Raw genomic sequence first — 19,855 nt, 5'->3', positions numbered from 1 at the left:
AAAAAGATATTAAGGAGATTATAAATGACGACACTACTATTTGATTCACTTAACTATAAAATTTTAAATAAAACAGCTCGAGTAGGTGTAATTGGATTAGGGTATGTTGGTTTGCCATTAGCAATTGAATTTGCGAAAGCTGGATATAATGTTATTGGTTTTGATTTAAACACTAATAAGATTGAACAATTAATAAATAGTAATTCATATATTATGGATGTAAAGGAAGATGAATTAAAAGAAGTAATTGAGAATGGAAATTTTATTCCAACCGCAGATTTTTCCTTGATAAACGATGTAGATTGTATAAGTATTTGTGTACCTACACCATTAACAAAATCTAACGAACCAGATATGTCATATATTGAATCTGCGGTAAACGAAATTATAAATGAGATGCATAAAGGTATATTGATTACGTTAGAAAGCACTACTTATCCAGGCAGTACAGAGGAATTAATCGAAAAAAAACTAGAGAATTATGGTTACAAGGTGGGTGAAGATTATTTTTTATGTTTCTCACCAGAGAGAGTTGATCCTGGTAATAAAACTTACACTACTCAAAACACTCCTAAAGTATTAGGTGGTACAACATCTCGATGTACGGAGCTAGGGATTAATTTGTATGGAAAAGTAATTAATCAAATGGTACCTGTTTCTTCAACAAAAGTAGCGGAAATGAGTAAACTTTTGGAAAACACTTTTAGAAGTATAAATATTGCATTTATAAATGAAATGGCAATGTTGTGTGACAGAATAGGGGTTAATATTTGGGAAACAATAGAAGCTGCGAATACAAAACCTTTTGGCTTTATGAAATTTACGCCTGGGCCAGGAATAGGTGGACATTGTATTCCTTTGGATCCAGTTTATTTATCATGGAAAGCAAAGGAATCAAATTTTTATAGTAGATTTATTGAGTTAGCACAAGAAACGAACAAAAATATGCCGTATTACGTGTTAGCTAAAGTAAGTGAGGCTTTAAATAGTACAAGTAAATCAATAAGAGGATCTAAGATTTTAATATTAGGGATGGCCTATAAGCCTGATGTAGATGATTTGAGGGAATCGCCCAGTTTGGAAGTTTTTGAATTATTACAAAGTAATGGAGCGTTTATCGATTTCAATGACCCTCATGCAAAAACTTTCAAGGATGCTCATAATAATAGTGTTGATTCAATTAATTTTAAATATGAAGAGTTAGGTATCTATGATTGTATTTTATTGTTAACTAATCATAGCTCTTATAATTATATCGATATTGTAAGATATTCTAAACTTATCATAGATACCAGAAATGCATTTAAAAACTTTGATGACTCAAAAATAGTGAAATTAGGTTCCCCCCTTATAAAAAAAGTACATGAAACGGTGTAGAGTATAAGTTCTTGGTATTAGCTTTTTATAATGAATCTGTTATTTAGTAAGGTTAGGTTAGAAATGATGAATATATCTAATTAGTAAACCTTAGGCATTATCAATTTGGAAGAGCATAAATATTCAAAGGGGAAAAAGATGAATAAGCTTCACTGAAATTTATGGATGAAATAAAGCGGAAAAGTAGATGAAATTAAGAAGAGTTAAAAAGAATTTTTAATAAATAATTATTTGCGATTGTAAAAATTGAAATGAGGCATTGGTGTGAGCGAATTTCCTAAAGGAAAAAAATTAGTTAGTATCATTATGCCGGCGTATAACTGTGAGAAATTTGTGGATAAAGCTATAAATTCGGTTCTTTCACAAACATATAATAATTGGGAACTTATAGTAATAGATGATGCATCAAAGGATAACACGGTAAGTATAGTTGAGGAATTCTCTGATTTAGATAATCGCATACACTTTTATAAAAATGAGGAGAATAAAGGTGTATCAGCTACAAGAAATAGAGGGATTTCGATAGCAAAGGGTGAATGGATTGCCTTTTTAGATAGCGATGATTTATGGGACAGTTCTAAGCTGGAAAAACAAATGATTGTTGCAGAACGATGTGATGCAAAATTCTTGTTTACAGGATCCTCTTTTATAAATGAAGAAGGTAATTCTTATAAAGGTGTATTTGAAGTACCTTCAAAGGTGTCATATAAGAGTTTAAGAAACCATAATGTAATATCATGTTCATCTGTTCTTATAAGTAAATTATTTTTTAGTAATATTAAAATGGAAGATGATAGCATGCATGAGGATTATGCAGTCTGGTTAAAAGTATTAAAAATTGAAAAATTCGCATATGGAATTAATGAACCATTACTTATTTATAGGATTTCTCGTAGTTCTAAATCAGGTAATAAGATTAAAACATTGAGAATGACTTATAAAGTATTTCGGTTTGTTGGTGAGAACAAGGTAAACTCTATTTATTTTACTTTCCGACATGTATTGAGCTCAGTGTTGAAAAAATATATAAAAATTAAATTAGTTAAGTAGATTATAACTTTTAGCTTTCATGGAACTTATGAATGAAAAAACAGCTTTGAGGATTCGGCGAAAATACATGCTTTATGCGAATTTTAGTTTTATTAAAAAACAATGCAATTATAATTAGAATTTTTTCTAGATTTTAAGGTGTCGAGAAAGGGATTATATATGAATACCTTTACATATCCAAAGCAAAAATTATATAGCTTGGACTTGTTAGATATAAGCAGATATATAACGATAATACTATTTTTAACTTCCACAGTCATTTTTCCAAGGGTCTTTGATATGACGGGTGAATATGCTGTTTATATTAATCTACTCAAGACCTTTACAGCTTGTTTTAATTTACTTGTGTTTTTGTTTTTATTTAAAACAAAAATGAATATATTATTAGTATTATATTTTATATTATTTTTAGTTCTAATTATTGGGGATGTATCTGTAATAAATTTTGTGATTTTTGTTCTTGCATTATCCGCATATGGTGATGGTAATAAAAATATAAAAACATACGCATATAGCAAACTGATTATTGTTTTAATAATAATAATTTCTAGTTTTCTGTTTGAATTAAATAGTAATAATATAATTTATGATTATGTAAGAGGAACAAGATTCACTTTAGGATTCACTAATCCTAATACCGCTAGCATGATGGTTTTTGATATATTGATAGCTCTAGCATATCTGTATAATAAAAATAAAAAAGTAATAACTATTTCTTTATTATTAATTATATGTGTAAATTACTTTACTGATTCAAGAACAGTATTATTTGCTTATTTGTTTTTTCTGTTCTTATTGTTTCTAAATGATAAAGTATTAAGTTTCTTAAAACCAATTGTTACTAGAATGTTTTTAGTGTTCTTTGTTTTCAGCTTATTAATTGCATTTTTACATGAGACAATATTAAATTCATTTTTGAATAATAGACCACATATGTATTATGAGTTCCTAGTAAATCACAGTGTTAACTTATTTGGATATTCAAAAGGACTAACACGAGATGGATTAATAATTTCAGCTGATAATTCATACTTGAGAATATTAATTCAATTAGGTATTATTTATTTTTTAATTCATAGTATTTTAATGAAAAAAATAATCGGAAAATTATTTATTGGGAAAGATTATTTAGGTGTTAAAATAATTTTATCTATTCTTTTTTATGATATTTTTGAACAGTTTACTATAGCTCAAGGATCAGTTTTATTGGTATTTATTGCTAACTATTTAATTAGTGAAAAAATGGTGAAAACAAAACTGAGACATTAATATTTTTCGTTATATTATTTGAAAGTAAAACCCGTGTAAATTTGAGAGAAAATTATAAATTTATTAATGTTGATTAAGGATGAATTACTAAGCGTTTGTTGAAATATTAGTAAATTGTAATCTCGTTAGGAATCTTGAATCATACGATCAAGAGATATATTTTCATCAATTTTGAGTATGTACCTATTGATTTAATTATGTACTTCTTAATCGAGGTCCAGTGAAATATTGAAAAAGAAACAGACAGTTAATAGAAAAAAACAGATATTGATTTCAAGTCTCATGAAGTCAGATTCACTACTTACACTAATTATTTGCTGTGGGGCCATTGGATCAGAAGCTAAGATGATGTATTAGCTTACGCTTAACTATTCCCATCCAACTCATACCCTAGAAAAAGATTGAATTCTTATTATTAATAATCTTAATTATCGCACGCTGGGACATACTCACTAAAATTTTTTTGATTTCAAGGGGTCCAGCGTATGTCTGATCCAATTAATATATATAAGGATTTCATATCATTATATGGACGTGAAGAATCTTGAATAATTTATTGTGAATAAATACAAAGCAATAGAGGCGAATAAAATGAAAATATGTATATTGGGCCCTGTAATAAATCAAACTCATTTTGGAGGTGTTGCTACTTTTAATGAAGGTCTTAGAAATGGATTTTTAGAAAATGGGGATGAAGTACTTATAATAACAAATATTAAAACAACGGATAAAACCATAAAGTATTTTGATAAAAATGATTTTTTTCTTAATAGGAAAAATATATTAAAGTGCTTGATAGATTTTAATCCGGATATTGTAATTTCATCAATGTGGTATGGAATTTTAAACAAAACAATTAAAAAACGTATACCTAACACAAAGGTAATACACTTCATTCATGGATTTCCAACTTATCGATATAAGATTTATAAAAAGTGGTTGCTAAATACAGCATTTAAACAATTTCGGAAGTACTCTGACTTCTTTGTGAGTAATAGTGCGTTTACTTCGTGTATTAATACTGAAATATATGGAATAAAGTGCGATAAAACAATTCATATCGGACTTAAAGAAGAATTTGTAGATTTCGAGAAACCGAAAAATGAAAATCTAAATTTTTTATTTGTAGGTAGATTAGTAAAAGAAAAGAATATTGATAAGGTATGTGAAATTTTTAATTTTATTTCTCAATTTAACGGATCCACTAATTTGACGATTATAGGTAATGGTCCTGAAAAAGAAATGCTGGAAATGAAATATAGTAATGAAAAAATTAGATTTGTTGGGCAAAAATCAAGAGAAGAAACGTTGGAGTTTTTGGAGAAAACAGATATTTTTATATCTCTAAATCAACATGAACCTTTTGGTTTAGTTTTTTTGGAAGCTCTTTTGAAGAAATGCAAGATCATTTGTCCTAATACGGGTGGACAAGTGGAATTTTTAAATGGTTTTAATGAAGTATTATGTATTGATATTAATAACTATAAATATCTAAGAGAAGAGTTTGAAAATTTAATGGGTTTAGACGCTTATGTGAATTCCGACCTGAAGAGTTTTTTTGAGTATTATAATTATCAAAGAGTAGCAAAAGAAATAATTAAACTGCAGAAATAAGGATGGATGTTGTGGAGAAAATCAGCGTTATTTTACCGAGCTACAACGTTGAAAAGTATATAGGAAAGTGCCTGGAGTCATTATTAAAGCAATCCTATAACAATTTAGAAATTATCATAGTGAATGATGGTTCCACAGATGGTACTTTAGAAATAGCTAAGGAATTTTTAAATATAGACAAAAGGCTGATTGTAACTAATCAAGATAATCAGGGTGTTAGTATAGCCAGAAATAACGCAATTAATCTATCAACTGGTGAATATATTATTTTTGTTGATCCCGATGATTATGTTCACGAGGATTTTGTAAAAAGCTTATATGAAAGTTTAATACAAAATAAATCGGATTTAGCTATATGTGGTCATACGAAAGTATATGATGATTTAACTGAAGTGAAAAGTAAAACATCTAGAAGTTTGTTTACTGATGATGTTATTTTTGAAGAATATTTTATTGGGGAGAGTACATTAACAGTTTTAATGTGTGATAAAATTTTTAAGTCGAATATTATTAAAGAAAATAATATACATTGTCCAATCGAAGTTACTAGCGGTCAAGATCAAGTGTTTATATTAGAATATTTGCTATATTGTAATTCAGTTTCAACTGTTGATAATAATTATTACTACTATTACCAACGAATAGGAAGCAAATCTAAGAGATATGAATATTATATATTTGAAAGAACTATTATCAAGCTAGAATATTTGAAAGATTTACTAAAAAAACATAAGTTGTATGATAAGTTCGAAGGATATTTTAAAATCAGATTATATATGAATTTATTCTCCCAAGGTTTATTATTGTATCGGTATGATTCTAAAGAGAACTTTAAAAGTAAGTTCAGAAAACTTCTGGATGATTCAGTAAAATATATAAACAAGAGTAGATTATCGATTTTATTAGATATAGTATTGTTTTCTAAATTGAATATCAAAGAAAAAGTATCATGTTTTGTAATATATTTTTTCCCCAGTGTTTTTGTTAAATTTCTATATAAAACATATTTAAACATGCAATTGAAAGGATAGCAATCATGAATGATTTTATTGTAATAACAAATGGTTATCCAAGTAAAAATAATCTTTATAATAATGGATTTGTGCATAGAAGAGTAGTTAGTTATTTAGAAAAAGGTCACTTGGGTATTGTAATCATTCTAAGACCAGAACATAAAATATTAAAAAAGTATGAATATGAAAATGTAATTGTTTATGAAGGAAATGGTGCAAATATTCAACAAATACTATTAGATAATTCAAAAGCTAAAATCTTTATTCATTTTGTCGACATTCATATGATAAAAGCAATTAGATCGGTAAAAGAAAACTTCGAAATATATGTATGGGTTCACGGTGCTGAGGCCTTATCTTGGAAAAGGCGAATTTTTAATTTAAGACCTAATATTAAATCTTTTCTTAGCTTTTTAAAATATATTTATTTTAATACTAAGCAATTGAGTTTTTTGAGAAAACTAATACTGAATGATGAATTAAATATTAAATATATTTTTGTGTCTAACTGGATGAAGGAAATTTTAGAAATAGATACTAAAACAATATTGAATCAAAATAGATATGAAATAATACCAAATGTTATTGACGATAATTTATTTAATTACCATAGAAAAACTGAAAAACATCATTTGAAAATTTTAAGTATTAGACCATATACAAGTAGAAAATATGCTAATGATATCTCTGTAAAATTGATATTGAAATTGTCTGAAAAATCTTATTTCGAAAATTTGACATTCAACTTTTATGGAGATGGGTATTTATTTAATAAGACACTAAGGCCTCTAAAACAATTCAAAAACGTGCATATATTTAAAAGATTTCTTAATCAATCTGAAATTTCAAAAATTCATAGAGAACATGGAGTGTTTTTATCACCAACTAGGCAGGATGCTCAAGGAGTATCAATGTGTGAAGCTGTAGCTAGTGGTTTAATACCGATTGTTTCCAATAATACTGCAATGCCAGAGTTTGTAACAAAAGATTTTGGATTCTTATGTAATGATATAAATGATTTTATTAGTGCTTTTGATAGTATATATAATAACTACGCCGAATTTGTTGAAAAAACAAAAATTGGGTCTGAATTTATGTTAAATAAGTGTGGAAATCATCTTATAAATGATGAATTAAAAGTAATCGGTTTTAGTATTCCTATAAAGGAGTAATTTAATGAAAGTTTCAGTGATAATGCCAACTTATAATGATGCGGATTCAATAGAAGTGAGTGTTAAATCAGTATTAAATCAAGATTATAAAAATATTGAACTTATTATAGTAAACGACGGAAGTTCAGATGAAACTGAACAGATTATTAAGTCATTAAATGATGAACGTATTATATACATATTTCAAGAAAATTCCGATCAGTTAAATGCTGTAATAAATGGATTTAATAACTCTACTGGCGATATTATCTATATATTGCATAGTGATGATTTATTTTATGATGATAAATCAATTAGTAATGCTGTTAATGAAATGTTGTTATCTGAGTGTGACGCATTAAAAGGTGATATTATTACTATTGACGAAGATGATAATGTAACAGGAATAGTTAAGGTTAGAGATTTTTCAAATAAACAAGTAACATTAACAAGAATGCTTTTATTGTATGGGATAAATATACTTAATGATATTGCATTTATTAAAAGAGATGCGTTTGAAAAATACTCTTATAATAATTATTTATTGTGGAATACACCATTTTGGGTTAACTTCAATGATAAAAGTTATGACTGTTTAAATTTTCATATATCTATTTATCCTATTGCAAGATATAGAGTGCATGAACAAAATTATATTAACAACAAATTAGGTAAGTATAATGTTGTTAATGGTAATTTAAGAACCCTAATGTACTTAATGGATGTATACACCGTGCCATTTTTTTTAATTAATAGGTTTTTATCAAGATTGAGAAAAGATAAATATACACCTAAATATAAATTGATTCCTACTAAAAACAAACATAAAATTATAAAAAGAGCTATTAAACATAGGGTAGGTAGTGTTTATAGGGAAAATATTTATTTAACTAGTGTAATTAACTTTTATAAGAAACTGAGAAAATTAAAGAATAAAGAAAAAGCAATTGAACTAGAAAACGAAATCAACACAGACGATATTTATTATGGAAAAGATATGAGAAAATTCAATGAAACATTAATAAGTGGGAATTTATCTCCACTTTACTATGAGATATTTGATCGGATGAATGAAGGTTTTAATGCTATTAGAGTTAAACAGAACGAGAGAGATGATATTGAGAATATATTGAAATTTTTAAATATATTCTTGGATGTGAAAATTATATTAAAATGAGATGATTATATGTTGAAAAATGTGAAAGTGATGCAAATAGCTACTTTGTTTTTTTCATCAATAGTAGGAATATTATTAAATATCATAATAGGCTTTATTATCCCTCAAACAGTAACTGTTGAAGATTATTCCTCATATAGAATATATATGTTTTATATTGGTTTTTTACCTATTTTACATTTAGGAATTGCAGATGGTCTGTTACTGAAATTCAGCAAATATAAGGTAGAAGAATTAAGGGGGATAAATTTTAAAGGGTTACTATTCAAGTTTTTTTGTTTTCAAATAATAATCACTGTGTTTTTTATATTAATCAGCTTATCTATTGGAAATATTAATATATACTATTTAGCTATTATATTATCAATACCACTTGTAAATATTTCTGGTTATATGGCCCAAATACTGATTTTATGCGGTAAATATAAAATAATTTCTTTTTCAAATTTAATAATTAAATTAATAACTGTATTAGCATTAGGCATAATGATTATCCTGGATTATAAAGACTATCGAATATTAATCCTAGCAATGATGTTAGCATATTCGATTCAAATAATAATTGGTTATTTTTCTACAAAGGATGATATATTTAAGACTGGAAACAATAGAGAGAAAATTGATGTTAAACAATTAATTAAAATAGGATTTCCAATTGTGTTAGCTTATTTTATAAGTACTTTAATTCTTGGAACAGACCGAATGTTTATTGAAAGATCAAATAATACATATGAATATGCTATGTTTTCGTTTGCATATAGTCTTATCACAATATTTTTAACAGTTTTGAATTCGGTTAATGTGGTTGTATTTCCCACTATTATGAAAATGAGTATTGAATCCAGACTGGGTTATTACAACTATTCACGAGGAATACTGGATGTTATGTTAGGCATTTCAAGTATATGCATTATACTTTTTTCTCCTATTATTAATCTTGTAATTCCTAAATATAGTGATTCTCTTCAATATTTCTATTTGCTTTTTCCTGTTGTTTTTCTTAGGATACATTATTCACTTAGGTTATGGCCGCATATGAATAGTTTGGGTAAAAGCAAGACAGTACTGATTGTTAATACAGTGATACTTTTGGTTTCATTTTTATTGAATTTAATTGTGTTCTATTTGAATCTAGACTTTTCGTATTATGCAATTACCACAATTATTTCATTGTATTTAATGAATGTTATTCTAGAATCAATAATTAGAAAACATGAAAATATTACAAAAGATTTCAAACTGTTATATCAGTTTATTATAATTTCACTTATGTTAGTTACATATATTAATTTTGATTATACAAAATATATATTATTTATAATAATTAACTTGATTTTAACTATATGGATATATTTCAAAGATACGAAGAACATTATAAATCAATTTCGAAAGGTAAAGGGTAGTAGTTTTTAAATTTCAAAATCTGTTAATAACATAAAAGTTACTATAATTAAATTTTTTAACATTGTTTTTGAACCACGTGAGCTAGATCTAACTCATTAAGTATTTTCTTTTATCATTACGATTATTTCAATTAAGCAGAGGAAGAAAATGACGTAAGTGTGCTTTTAGCCTTAACTATATCAGGATTTATCATTTACAACGCACAAAGTTTCTTTTGATTATAAACAGCTTACTCTGGGAAACGTCGCTAAGTAAAGAAACTGAGTAGTATATTTAGTAATTGATAAAACATCGGTAGCTCCACGTAAAAAACTATTAAACAAAATTTTTTTAATAAGAAGATAAAATATTATGAATAGAAGAACAAGACAGATAGAGGGAGAAATTATTTTATTGGGGGAGGGAATATACTATGAAAGTGCGGAAAGCAATAATACCAGCAGCAGGATTAGGAACACGTTTCTTACCAGCAACGAAGGCACAACCTAAGGAAATGTTACCTATAGTGGATAAACCGACACTTCAATATATTATCGAAGAAGCAGTAGAGTCTGGTATTGAAGAAATCCTTATAATTACAGGTAGAAATAAAAAGAGTATAGAAGACCATTTTGACAAATCCGTTGAACTAGAATTTGAACTAGAGGCTAAGGGGAAACTTGATTTATTGGAAGAAGTAAGAAGCATATCGGATATGGTAAACATTCATTATATTCGTCAGAAAGAACCTAAGGGATTAGGGCACGCCATTTACTGCGCTAAAAGTTTTATAGGAAACGAACCATTTGCTGTTATGCTAGGTGATGATATTGTTGTAAATAGTAAGCCATGTCTAAAACAAATGATGGAAATATATGGTGAGTATAAAACTACAATATTAGGGGTACAGGAAATTGCAAAAGAAGATGTTAGTAAGTATGGGATTGTAGAAGGAAAGCTTATTGAGGATCAAGTCTACAAAGTCAAAGGGTTGATTGAAAAACCAAGAATGGAAGATGCTCCTTCTAATATAGCCATACTAGGTCGATATGTCATTACTCCGAGCATATTTGAAATTCTAGAATATACTGAACCAGGTAAGGGTGGAGAAATTCAATTAACAGATGCTCTTAAGGAGCTAGCTCAGAGAGAAGCTATGTATGCGTATATCTTTGAAGGAAGAAGATATGATGTAGGCGATAAGCAAGGTTTTTTACAAGCAACTGTGGATTTTGCACTTAAAAGAAATGATTTAAGAGAAGAATTCTTACAGTACTTAATAAAGACGACTGAGAAAGAAATAAAGAAAGAAGTAACTTTAACTTTATGAAATAAACACTATATAAATGTAGAGTAGGGTACACATACTACTTTGCAACAGCTCATTATTGTAAGTATCAAATGGACAATGGTTGGGTGTAACTGTGATAAGAAAAACCCTAACTCACCTTAGAAAGTAAATGGTAGTATGAGTTTTTTAAAAATAATTACTATAGACAACTTTTCTGAAAGTAATATTATATACTTCTCGGGAACAATATGATTAAATGTAGTTCATTGGCTTGACAAAAGTTGGAAACCGATTTGATTATAGTTTTGATTTATCCGGGGAATGGATCGAAAATCCCAAAGAGGTGGCCCTCACTTACTTGAAAAGTGGCAAATCTATTTATAATTTGCTTTGTTTCAACAGATTCCGTTAATCATTCTGATATAGAAAAAGCAGGAGAATATTTGTACCAAATCCACCATAGTTTATATGATAGTAATATTCCTGAAACTGAAGGTTTCATTAAGGTCGTTGAGGGAGTAAGCTGAGGCCTATATAAGGAGTCTGGTGTTTTGAAGATGGGATAAGTAAGTCTGAAGGGTTTTTAAAACCTCGAAAAATAATAGAGGTTTCATTTCTGTCATATTATGGCTGGAATTGGATCTAAACCCTATACACACTCCCGCAATTTTGTTACCATACCATTAAACAAAACAACCGCATAACCCACACGATAAAGGCAAAACCATTGAAAAGTGGTGACGCAAAGCTACAGGGGCTTATCTTTTAAAAGACTGCCAGCCAGCTACCGAATATCGTGCCTCCCGCGTGGTTTATGTGGAAACATGGAGGTTATTATATGTTCATGCGCGCAAACGTTGTACGTGAATGGCATCAGCTCTGTATGGGATTCAATGAATTGCTGTGGGAAGATTGCTTAGATGAGAAAAAGCGCATGGAGATTTATTTGAGAATTGTTTATCACAAAAATAAACTAGCAGCTGTCTCATGAACTAGCACGTAGGGCGTCGTTAACAGGTCTGAAAACGCTATATCCGCAAGCTGACGCCCCGTCACTATGAAGCGTCAGCTTTTTTATTTTAAAATCTAAGAAGGAGATTCATATGCAATCATTGCTTCTTTAATGGCTCATATGAAACCAAAACAATGAAAAAAACGAACAAAACACTAATGATTATCGCAGGTGCTCTCGTTGTTATCGGTATTGTTATTTATGGAAGCATGAGTCTCTATTCGAAGTTAAATCAGGTAGATGAATTGAATGGGCGTCTTGAAGAAGCTGCAGATAGTAATTCTGGACAAGAGTCGCCGAATATTACGGAGCAGCCCAATGAACAATCTACTAATCAGACAGATCAGACTTCAGAACCTGATGCTACACCTTCACAAGAGTCTGGTCTAGTTCCAACGACGCAGCCAGATGAAGTCCTTAAACCTAGTCCGAGCGCAACTTTGCCGCCAGATGAAGCGTCTAATAATGTAGACAAGGGACAAAAGCCGGATAAGGGATCTACAAACTCCGAAAATAAGTCCCAGAAGAAAAAAGAGATTGATGCATCGGTTACAGCAAAGCTGGAAAAGCTGAAGTCCTCGTGTCAAGCAACCAGCAATAGCTTGGTTAAGCAGATTGCGAAAGAGCTTAGCGGTGATGAAGAAGCTACGCTTGCTACTATTCAAAGTAAATACCTGAATAAGGTATTTTCTGCGGAAGCCGATTGTGATGCCAGGTTCAATCAATTAATAAGCAATGCCAAGAGCGAGTATAAAGCAGCTGATCTAGGTGAGCAAAGCTTTCCGGATTGGAGTGCGCAATACGAGAGTGCGAAGGCTGGTGCTAGAGCCAATGCGCTTGCAGTAATTGCAAACTCGCTAAACAAGTAAGCTTTACTATTCTGAGGAGGCTCTATGAAAAAGTCACGTATTCTATCTATTTTTCTGGTTGTAATGATGTTGTCATCCGTACTTGCAACCGCTGCATCCGCAGCAACCGAAACGATTAAGACAAAGACACAGCCCATTAAGCTGCAATTTGATGGACAAGCACTTAAACTGCCCGATGGACAATATTCATTTATTTATCAAGGAAGTACATATGTACCGATTCGTTATATTTCTTACGCGCTGCTAAAAACAGTAAATTGGGATGGTGCGAAAGCGACGATCTCCGAGCCAACAGAGAAAGAGCTTGCTGCGCTGAAGAAACAATTGCAGAGTGCCGCTACGGGCAGCCAGAAGCCGCAAACGAGCGTTACAATTGCGATACAGCCAGTTAATGCAACTCTTGTGTTTAATGGTAAGACGAAGGCATTGCCGGCTGGTCAATCCCTCTATGCCTATAAAGGCTCGATCTATGTGCCCATTCGTTTCTTGTCAGAATCAGTAGGCACGCAGATTAGCTACGATCCGGTGACGAAAACAGTTAGCGGTGAGTCAGCAGCATATCGAGCTGAGCAAGGTGGCGGCGGAGTCGTTCTTCCAGGCACGGGTGGCGGAACTGGAGGCTCTGGTGGTACAGGCGGTACGGGTAATGCCGGCGGTGGTGGCGTACCAGTTAAACCGACGTATGAGCAAATTACGGCAGAAGCAGAGAACAAGCTTGCTGCGCTGAAAGAAAGCTGCAAGGTAACTCTTATGGATATTGGATTGCAGTATGTAGCGGCAACGGATAAGACGCTTCAAGCTCAGCTTAAAGCTAAAGGACTTCAAGAAGTAGACAATTGCTCTGCAAAATTTGAAGTTATCATGACTGATACGAAAGCTAAGTTGACGACGAATGGGTATAGCACAGACGTTCTTGCTTCCTACAGAGAAGCCTTTAACAAGGAGCTTGAAGCAGGAAGAGCTATTGCAGAGGGTTTGATGTAATAGGAGTTTTTACTTCTTTTTTGTAAAATTAGAGCAGGGGCAGAAGAGGTCGCGACGACTTCTTCTGCCCCTGCTTTGCGTTATCCTTACAATTATATGAAGTGATACATGCATCTGCTTGCATTTATTTATAATTTATCTTAGTTATAAGAAATCAGTTGCAGCTATAGGGGATAAGGGCTCCCATTTAGCCCACACTTCCTTAAATACAAATCTTAAGGCTTGTAAGTCGTTAGCGGTACGTTCAGCTTATTGTAGGTGGTCATGCAGATTAAAAATGTATAATGAATTTTCCAATCCAATTCCTGATATATTTTAACACGAAAAGGATTACCCAAATCAAGCAGAGTGATCATTAACAGCAGAAAGCCGCTTTTGAACATCTTGTTTTGCATGTTTTTTGTCTCCCCTTACAAGAATTTGTTGTAAAATGTAAAAAAATGACTCATTTCACTAGCAAAGCCACTACCATAGTACTAAAATTTGCATTACACTAGCATTACAGACTAACCTAAAATCATACAGTAGTGGTAATGTAGGGGGACTATGGACATATTTAATTTGTTCTACCAATTCAATCAGTGCACTTCTGATCCTGATGCTGAAGTTGTAGTACTCTTACACGGTCTAGGTCTAAATGCTCGTGTCTGGGAGCCGCTGGCTGCTGTGCTAACTGAACGGTATCATGTTGTACGGTATGATTTGCGCGGGCATGGGGAGCGATCACATGACGGTTCTCAGTTAACATGGGAGCTGCTTTGCAATGATCTTGATGACATTTTCCACTTATATAGCATAACGGAAGCACATTTGGTCGGTCATGGACTTGGCGGTAATCTTGCTGCAAGGTATGGAATGAACCGCCCGGAGCGAGTGAAGTCGTTTGTTCTTATTTCGACGATTGGATTTTATCCTCCTGAGGCAATGGAGCGTTCGGTTGAGCTGCGCCGGAGCTATGCTGAGAACGGTGTGGCAGCTGCACTGGCGGAGCAGATGGCTAGTTTAGTGACCTGTCTGCCTCAGGATAGGGAAGAGACAAGATGGGTAAAAGAGGCGTACTTGCAGTGCGACATGGATGTGTACTTTAAATTAATTGAGCTCTTTGCAGCCGAGAATCCTTTGGATGACTTATCCGCAATTAATAAGCCTTGCCTCGTTATGGGGGGGGACAAAGATACGATATATCCATCCTATATGTCGAAGATTACGGCGCAGTTTATTCCGAATGCGTTTTCGGTAACGGTGCCTGATGCAGCTAGCTTGGTGTTTATAGATAATCAGACCTATGCTGCTCAGAAGATATTAGATTTCCTCTCCAACCCTTTAAGTGGCACGGAGAGTACTCATGTCGGTGATCCGCTGCTTGGGTTAATGAGGATCGATGCGATTAAAATGTTTGGCGATGCCTATAAGAGTACTCCAAGCAAGGATGTGCTGCTCGAGGTCAAGCTAATTGGGGCGTTTCGTGTATTTATTAATGGACAGGAAATATCGAGTGGCTGGCAGCAGCGTAATGCGAAGAGATTGCTTGTTTATTTAATGTTTTACTCGAACCCGACCAGAGAACAGTTATGCGATGCGTTATGGCCACATGCAGAGATTAGCAAAGCAAGTAATTTGCTGCGAGTTAGTCTTTCTCATTTAAAAGGATTGTTCGATACGGCGGGGACGAATCCGATTGTTGCCAATCGCAGCCATGTTAAGCTGAACGCGGTTGTAGTCTGTGACTTGCTGAAATGGATTCGGTCGCTTGAAGAAGCTCATATGGAGAAAAGAGCATTAAGGAAATTTATTCTTATTAAAGAATTGCTTGTCTATCCTGTAGAAGAAATGCTCGCAGGCTTGTACGATAACTGGGCGGTTCAGGAACGAAGCAGGCTGGAATACATGCTGCTGGGACTTGTTGAATCACTCGCGGATAGCTATAAAAAAGATGGCGATTTTGCAGCGGCTAGTCAAGTGATGAGAAGGATAAGCAATATGTATAGCGAGGAACTAAATGGTGATACCGTTCGTAATACGCATGCTCAGGGAGAGGTGAGGGACCATTAATAGAAATACTGTTCTACACAAAATAAAGCTAGAGCAGACGATTGAGCTGCTGCGGCAGGAAATGATCGATAAGCTATTAGTGTGCCAGTCTTATCAAGCTGATGAAGTGTTGGGAGCAAGCAGGGCGCTTGATCTTGTTCTTAATTGCTATGATTGCGTAAGATTTGAGAGAGGCTGCATGAATGAGGAAAATTGTGCATCACGTACATTATTAGATGACGATAGCTCTATTTAAAAATACGTTTACGTTTATTTTGTTTGTATTTATACCAGTAGCTGCCGTTCTCATCCTTGAAAATCCGAATTCCAAACCATTTCAATGGCGTTGATAGCTCAGTAAACATTAAATAACTAGACATGTCTATCGCCCTCATTTCACTTCTTTTTAGTTATAATACCAAACTTTAGGCTTATTGACTATATTGAAATAGGACTTTTATATCATTTATATTGATAATTGATGGATTATATTTCTTTATTTCTCAGTTAAAAATTTCAGCGCCGCCGGCTGCTTCACTTTTGCGAGCAAGCCGTTTTTTGGCATGCCTAATTTAGGACTCCTATGCTCGCATTTTGTTTGAGTGTTTTTTTCAAGTATGATAGAGGGATAATAAATTGGAAGCTGGTTGCTTTACAGGAGGTGCAATTGAATATGTATAGACCTGCTAGATGGAAGCCGACTATTCTGTGGGGGCTATTATTAGTAGGGTGGCTCGGGCTTTTATTCCTATTTTCATCCCAAACCTATGAACAACAAAGTATTCAGCCGTTTTTGCGCAGTCACTTTACATACGATCAGCTCGTGAGATGGCTGCCGGATGTTACGCTTACCTATCGAACGAGCATCGTTAATTCACATGATCGGCCTTATAGCTTTATCGAATTTTTGTTTCGAAAGGGCGCACATTTGTTTGTGTATGCGACTTTTGCTGCGTTGATGTTTATGTTCCTGCGAGCATTGACCCGCGGACGCTGGTTCCTATCCATTATACTTACACTGATGGTTGCCATTGCTGTCCCGGCTATGGATGAATGGAATCAATTAGGCTCTGACGAGCGTACGGGCAGCGCTACGGATGTTTTGCTTGATTTTGTAGGTGGATGTACGGGATTGCTCATCTGTTTGTGTATCTTAGGAGTGGTGAAACTGTGGCGTTCAAGGTCACGGAATCGATCTCAATATTGATGATAGAAGTTATTCTAATTAATCATTTTCAGCATACGGGCGGTGTGCGAAAATAGTTGCGGACAAAGCAGGCTGCTATCCATTATAATCGTCTTTGACATTATATAGATTCGGTAAATGTGGGGGAATTGCAGCTTGCAGCGCTATGAGGAATTAGATTCACTTAGGGGATTGGCGGCATTAGCCGTAATGATTGGTCATTTCTTATTGGTATTTGCGCCTATTGCGCAAAATACGTCGGATCTCAGCTTTTTTGATTACCCGCTTAACCTGTTTAAATACACGCCGCTGCATGCGATATGGGGCGGTCATGAAGCGGTCATTATGTTTTTTCTGCTCAGTGGGTTTGTACTTTCCTTGCCGTTTTTCAGCAACCGCCAGCAATCCTATTCAAAATATGTAATTAAGCGGATTTGCCGTATTTACATTCCTTTTCTCGTCGCATTACTGATCGCCATATTAATGAGGGAAATCGTCTATGTATCGAAGCTGACGAATTTGACGAGCTATTATAACAATCTGTGGGTGAACCCCCCTAATGTGACCTCAATCATTCATCATTTGCTGTTTGTAGGAAACTACAATACGACGAGGTATGATCCGATTTTGTGGACGCTCGTTCATGAAATGCGCATCTCGTTGTTGTTCCCGTTTATTATGTTCATCATTGTAAAAAGCAGCTGGAAGGTAGGGCTGCCGCTGGCACTTGTCTTATCCATTGGTGCTGAAATTATGCTTGAAAATTTTGAAACGAAATATATGACGAACTTTGTGATCTCGCTGCATTATGCCTCTTTCTTCATTATAGGGGCGCTGCTTGCCAAATATCAGAAAGAGCTGAAGTCAGCATTTTCACGGTTGCATGGTTGGCGGATCATGCTGATGCTGATTATCGGATTGTGCTTCTATTCGTTCAAATGGATCGGTTATGGCGAGGATTTCCATGACATGCTCATGCCGCACAGCGGTGATTGGATGACGGCTATCGGCGCTTCGATCTTTATTATTACAGCGCTATCATCCGTTCGTTTATCGAGGCAGCTGCAGCGAAAGCCGTTATTGTTTTTGGGGAAAATCTCATACAGTCTCTATTTGTATCATATGATTATCCTGCTGTCGCTCATCCATCTGCTGAATGGCGAGCTGGAAACAACGTTTATTGTGATACTCGCCTTTGTTGCTTCATTCGGAGCCGGGGCGCTAAGCTACTATTTCATAGAGCTGCCATCCATTCGGTTAGGCAAGTGGCTTACAGGCTGGGGCAAGAAGCGAAGTACAGCTGCTGTAAGCGGTAGTGATGTATCATCCGGTGCTTGATCAATAGGGCTTTAGGAAGGAACGGTTCCCTTAGTGGGAGCCGTTCCTTTTTTATGAGCAAGCAGGCAAGTGGACTGATGTCGAAGGGAAAGTCTGATATTCGGTGTAATGTTTTGGCGGGAATGCCCCCATCCTTACCCATGAGAAAATCGTTGTCTATATTTGCGCGGCGATATGCTCTCGTATTTGGCAAAGCAAGAGGTGAAATAGGCAGCGTGATTAAAGCCGACCTGTTCTCCAATGCGGGCGATAGGCAGATCCGTTTGAAGCAGCAGCAGCTTTGCTTGTTCAATCCGGAAACGCATGAGGTAATCGAATGGCGCGCAGCCAAACTCTTTCTGCATGCATCTTGCGATATAAACGGGATGAAAGTTAATGCTGTCTCCCAGCTCCTGCGCGGTTATGCTATCACGATAATGCTCACGCAAATAGGAAGCAGCCTGCTCTGCGCACAAAATAGAGGGAGAAGGCCCCTCCGCTTCCATCGATGCAGATAAATGCTCGATAACCTCTTGGAATACAAGCTGCTGCTTCCATTTTACACTGGGGATATGATCATTCATATTAAGCTGAACCAACTGGCGCAGCAGACTGTCCATCTTGGAGGGCTGCAGCAGTTTAGCAAACTGGGGAAGCTGTTTGGCAAAGGTTTGTGCCGTATAAATGTTGGTGTTGAGTATTCTAGATTTGGAACTGTCAGGCGGTACCTCAGGCATGGATTGATCTGTTATACTCCACATCCCAGTCGTCTGAAAATGAATCCAGTAATAAGCGGTCTGCTCCTCGCATGCACGCGTTGCGTAATGATGGGCATCCGGCCTGAGAATAAGCGCGTGCCCTGCGCTTACTTCATAATGCTGATCTTCTTCTCCCATGTATAAGCAGCCCCGCGTTACGACAAGCAAATCAAACACATTAATGTTGCATCTGCTTGGATGCTTGCGGCCAGAAGGGGCAACTGTATACCCCCCAATGATATAATGCGGCAGCGGTGGAATCGTCATATGAATGATGGTCATGTTAGGATTTTCTCCTTCAAATATTGAAGTTTGAATCGTTATAGTTTCAGTTGTAAAAGTGATACATCAAGCTCAGTATAGCATCTATAAT

19 protein-coding genes and 1 riboswitch are annotated in these 19,855 nt (G+C 34.0%); of the genes, 16 read left to right on the top strand and 3 right to left on the bottom strand.

From position 1 onward, the window contains the following. The first annotated feature begins 24 nt into the window (after window positions 1-24). The 12 genes from ACIFSR_RS05880 to ACIFSR_RS05825 all read left to right on the top strand — a co-directional run bounded on the left by ACIFSR_RS05880 (window position 25) and on the right by ACIFSR_RS05825 (window position 14,190). Window positions 25-1,377 (top strand): nucleotide sugar dehydrogenase, encoded by a 1,353-nt coding sequence (locus tag ACIFSR_RS05880; protein WP_430055707.1) that lies wholly within the window; start codon window positions 25-27, stop codon window positions 1,375-1,377. Between the two features lie 264 nt (window positions 1,378-1,641). Continuing rightward, on the top strand, window positions 1,642-2,427 hold the full coding sequence (locus tag ACIFSR_RS05875) for a glycosyltransferase family 2 protein (RefSeq protein WP_430055705.1): 786 nt from the start codon (window positions 1,642-1,644) through the stop codon (window positions 2,425-2,427). Between the two features lie 279 nt (window positions 2,428-2,706). Next, on the top strand, window positions 2,707-3,696 hold the full coding sequence (locus tag ACIFSR_RS05870) for a hypothetical protein (RefSeq protein ID WP_430055702.1): 990 nt from the start codon (window positions 2,707-2,709) through the stop codon (window positions 3,694-3,696). A 591-nt stretch (window positions 3,697-4,287) separates the two neighbouring features. Beyond that, entirely contained in the window at window positions 4,288-5,310 is a 1,023-nt protein-coding gene (locus ACIFSR_RS05865; protein ID WP_430055700.1) for a glycosyltransferase family 4 protein, read from the top strand. 11 nt (window positions 5,311-5,321) lie between these two features. Beyond that, on the top strand, window positions 5,322-6,341 hold the full coding sequence (locus tag ACIFSR_RS05860) for a glycosyltransferase family 2 protein (protein WP_430055698.1): 1,020 nt from the start codon (window positions 5,322-5,324) through the stop codon (window positions 6,339-6,341). A 5-nt stretch (window positions 6,342-6,346) separates the two neighbouring features. Beyond that, entirely contained in the window at window positions 6,347-7,495 is a 1,149-nt protein-coding gene (locus tag ACIFSR_RS05855) for a glycosyltransferase (RefSeq protein WP_430055696.1), read from the top strand. 4 nt (window positions 7,496-7,499) lie between these two features. Further along, window positions 7,500-8,651 carry a glycosyltransferase gene (locus ACIFSR_RS05850; protein WP_430055694.1) on the top strand — a complete coding sequence of 384 codons (1,152 nt, stop codon included), beginning with the start codon at window positions 7,500-7,502 and terminating at the stop codon, window positions 8,649-8,651. Window positions 8,652-8,660: 9 nt separating this feature from the next. After that, window positions 8,661-10,064, top strand: coding sequence for an oligosaccharide flippase family protein (locus tag ACIFSR_RS05845; protein WP_430055692.1), 1,404 nt, complete (start codon window positions 8,661-8,663; stop codon window positions 10,062-10,064). Window positions 10,065-10,467: 403 nt separating this feature from the next. Beyond that, the gene (galU, locus tag ACIFSR_RS05840) at window positions 10,468-11,364 is read left to right on the top strand and encodes a UTP--glucose-1-phosphate uridylyltransferase GalU (protein WP_430055690.1); all 897 of its coding nucleotides are present in this window, start codon (window positions 10,468-10,470) and stop codon (window positions 11,362-11,364) included. Window positions 11,365-12,032: 668 nt separating this feature from the next. Then, window positions 12,033-12,117: riboswitch (cyclic di-GMP riboswitch) on the top strand. 46 nt (window positions 12,118-12,163) lie between these two features. Next, the gene (locus ACIFSR_RS05835; protein ID WP_430055687.1) at window positions 12,164-12,316 is read left to right on the top strand and encodes a hypothetical protein; all 153 of its coding nucleotides are present in this window, start codon (window positions 12,164-12,166) and stop codon (window positions 12,314-12,316) included. A gap of 155 nt (window positions 12,317-12,471) precedes the next feature. Then, on the top strand, window positions 12,472-13,206 hold the full coding sequence (locus ACIFSR_RS05830) for a hypothetical protein (RefSeq protein WP_430055685.1): 735 nt from the start codon (window positions 12,472-12,474) through the stop codon (window positions 13,204-13,206). A 24-nt stretch (window positions 13,207-13,230) separates the two neighbouring features. Next, window positions 13,231-14,190, top strand: coding sequence for a copper amine oxidase N-terminal domain-containing protein (locus ACIFSR_RS05825; protein ID WP_430055682.1), 960 nt, complete (start codon window positions 13,231-13,233; stop codon window positions 14,188-14,190). Between the two features lie 215 nt (window positions 14,191-14,405). On the opposite strand, the gene ACIFSR_RS05820 is transcribed toward ACIFSR_RS05825, so the two are convergent. Further along, window positions 14,406-14,585, bottom strand: coding sequence for a hypothetical protein (locus tag ACIFSR_RS05820; RefSeq protein WP_430055679.1), 180 nt, complete (start codon window positions 14,583-14,585; stop codon window positions 14,406-14,408). 151 nt (window positions 14,586-14,736) lie between these two features. Between ACIFSR_RS05820 and ACIFSR_RS05815 the strand changes: the two genes are divergently transcribed. Next, complete coding sequence (locus ACIFSR_RS05815) at window positions 14,737-16,242, top strand: alpha/beta fold hydrolase (RefSeq protein ID WP_430055676.1); 1,506 nt, start codon at window positions 14,737-14,739, stop codon at window positions 16,240-16,242. Then, the gene (locus ACIFSR_RS05810; RefSeq protein WP_430056201.1) at window positions 16,238-16,477 is read left to right on the top strand and encodes an aspartyl-phosphate phosphatase Spo0E family protein; all 240 of its coding nucleotides are present in this window, start codon (window positions 16,238-16,240) and stop codon (window positions 16,475-16,477) included. The genes ACIFSR_RS05815 and ACIFSR_RS05810 overlap by 5 nt, the downstream gene beginning before the upstream one ends. Here the strand turns inward: ACIFSR_RS05810 and ACIFSR_RS05805 are convergent. Next, window positions 16,470-16,601, bottom strand: coding sequence for a hypothetical protein (locus ACIFSR_RS05805; protein ID WP_256710911.1), 132 nt, complete (start codon window positions 16,599-16,601; stop codon window positions 16,470-16,472). The two genes, ACIFSR_RS05810 and ACIFSR_RS05805, sit on opposite strands and share 8 nt — an antisense overlap. Before the next feature lie 293 nt (window positions 16,602-16,894). Here ACIFSR_RS05805 and ACIFSR_RS05800 point away from each other — a divergent pair, with 293 nt between their 5' ends. Both ACIFSR_RS05800 and ACIFSR_RS05795 read left to right on the top strand, forming a co-directional pair. Continuing rightward, entirely contained in the window at window positions 16,895-17,428 is a 534-nt protein-coding gene (locus ACIFSR_RS05800) for a VanZ family protein (protein WP_430055674.1), read from the top strand. Between the two features lie 135 nt (window positions 17,429-17,563). After that, window positions 17,564-18,745, top strand: coding sequence for an acyltransferase family protein (locus ACIFSR_RS05795; RefSeq protein WP_430055672.1), 1,182 nt, complete (start codon window positions 17,564-17,566; stop codon window positions 18,743-18,745). Between the two features lie 134 nt (window positions 18,746-18,879). Here the strand turns inward: ACIFSR_RS05795 and ACIFSR_RS05790 are convergent, their stop codons facing one another. Next, window positions 18,880-19,764, bottom strand: coding sequence for an AraC family transcriptional regulator (locus ACIFSR_RS05790; RefSeq protein WP_430055669.1), 885 nt, complete (start codon window positions 19,762-19,764; stop codon window positions 18,880-18,882). Window positions 19,765-19,855: the final 91 nt, after the last annotated feature.

This window comes from Paenibacillus sp. NRS-1760 (assembly GCF_050467785.1).
GTDB lineage: Bacteria > Bacillota > Bacilli > Paenibacillales > Paenibacillaceae > Pristimantibacillus.
The sequence above is the reverse complement of the archived record's forward strand: the minus strand, read 5'-3'. Positions and strand labels throughout refer to the sequence as shown.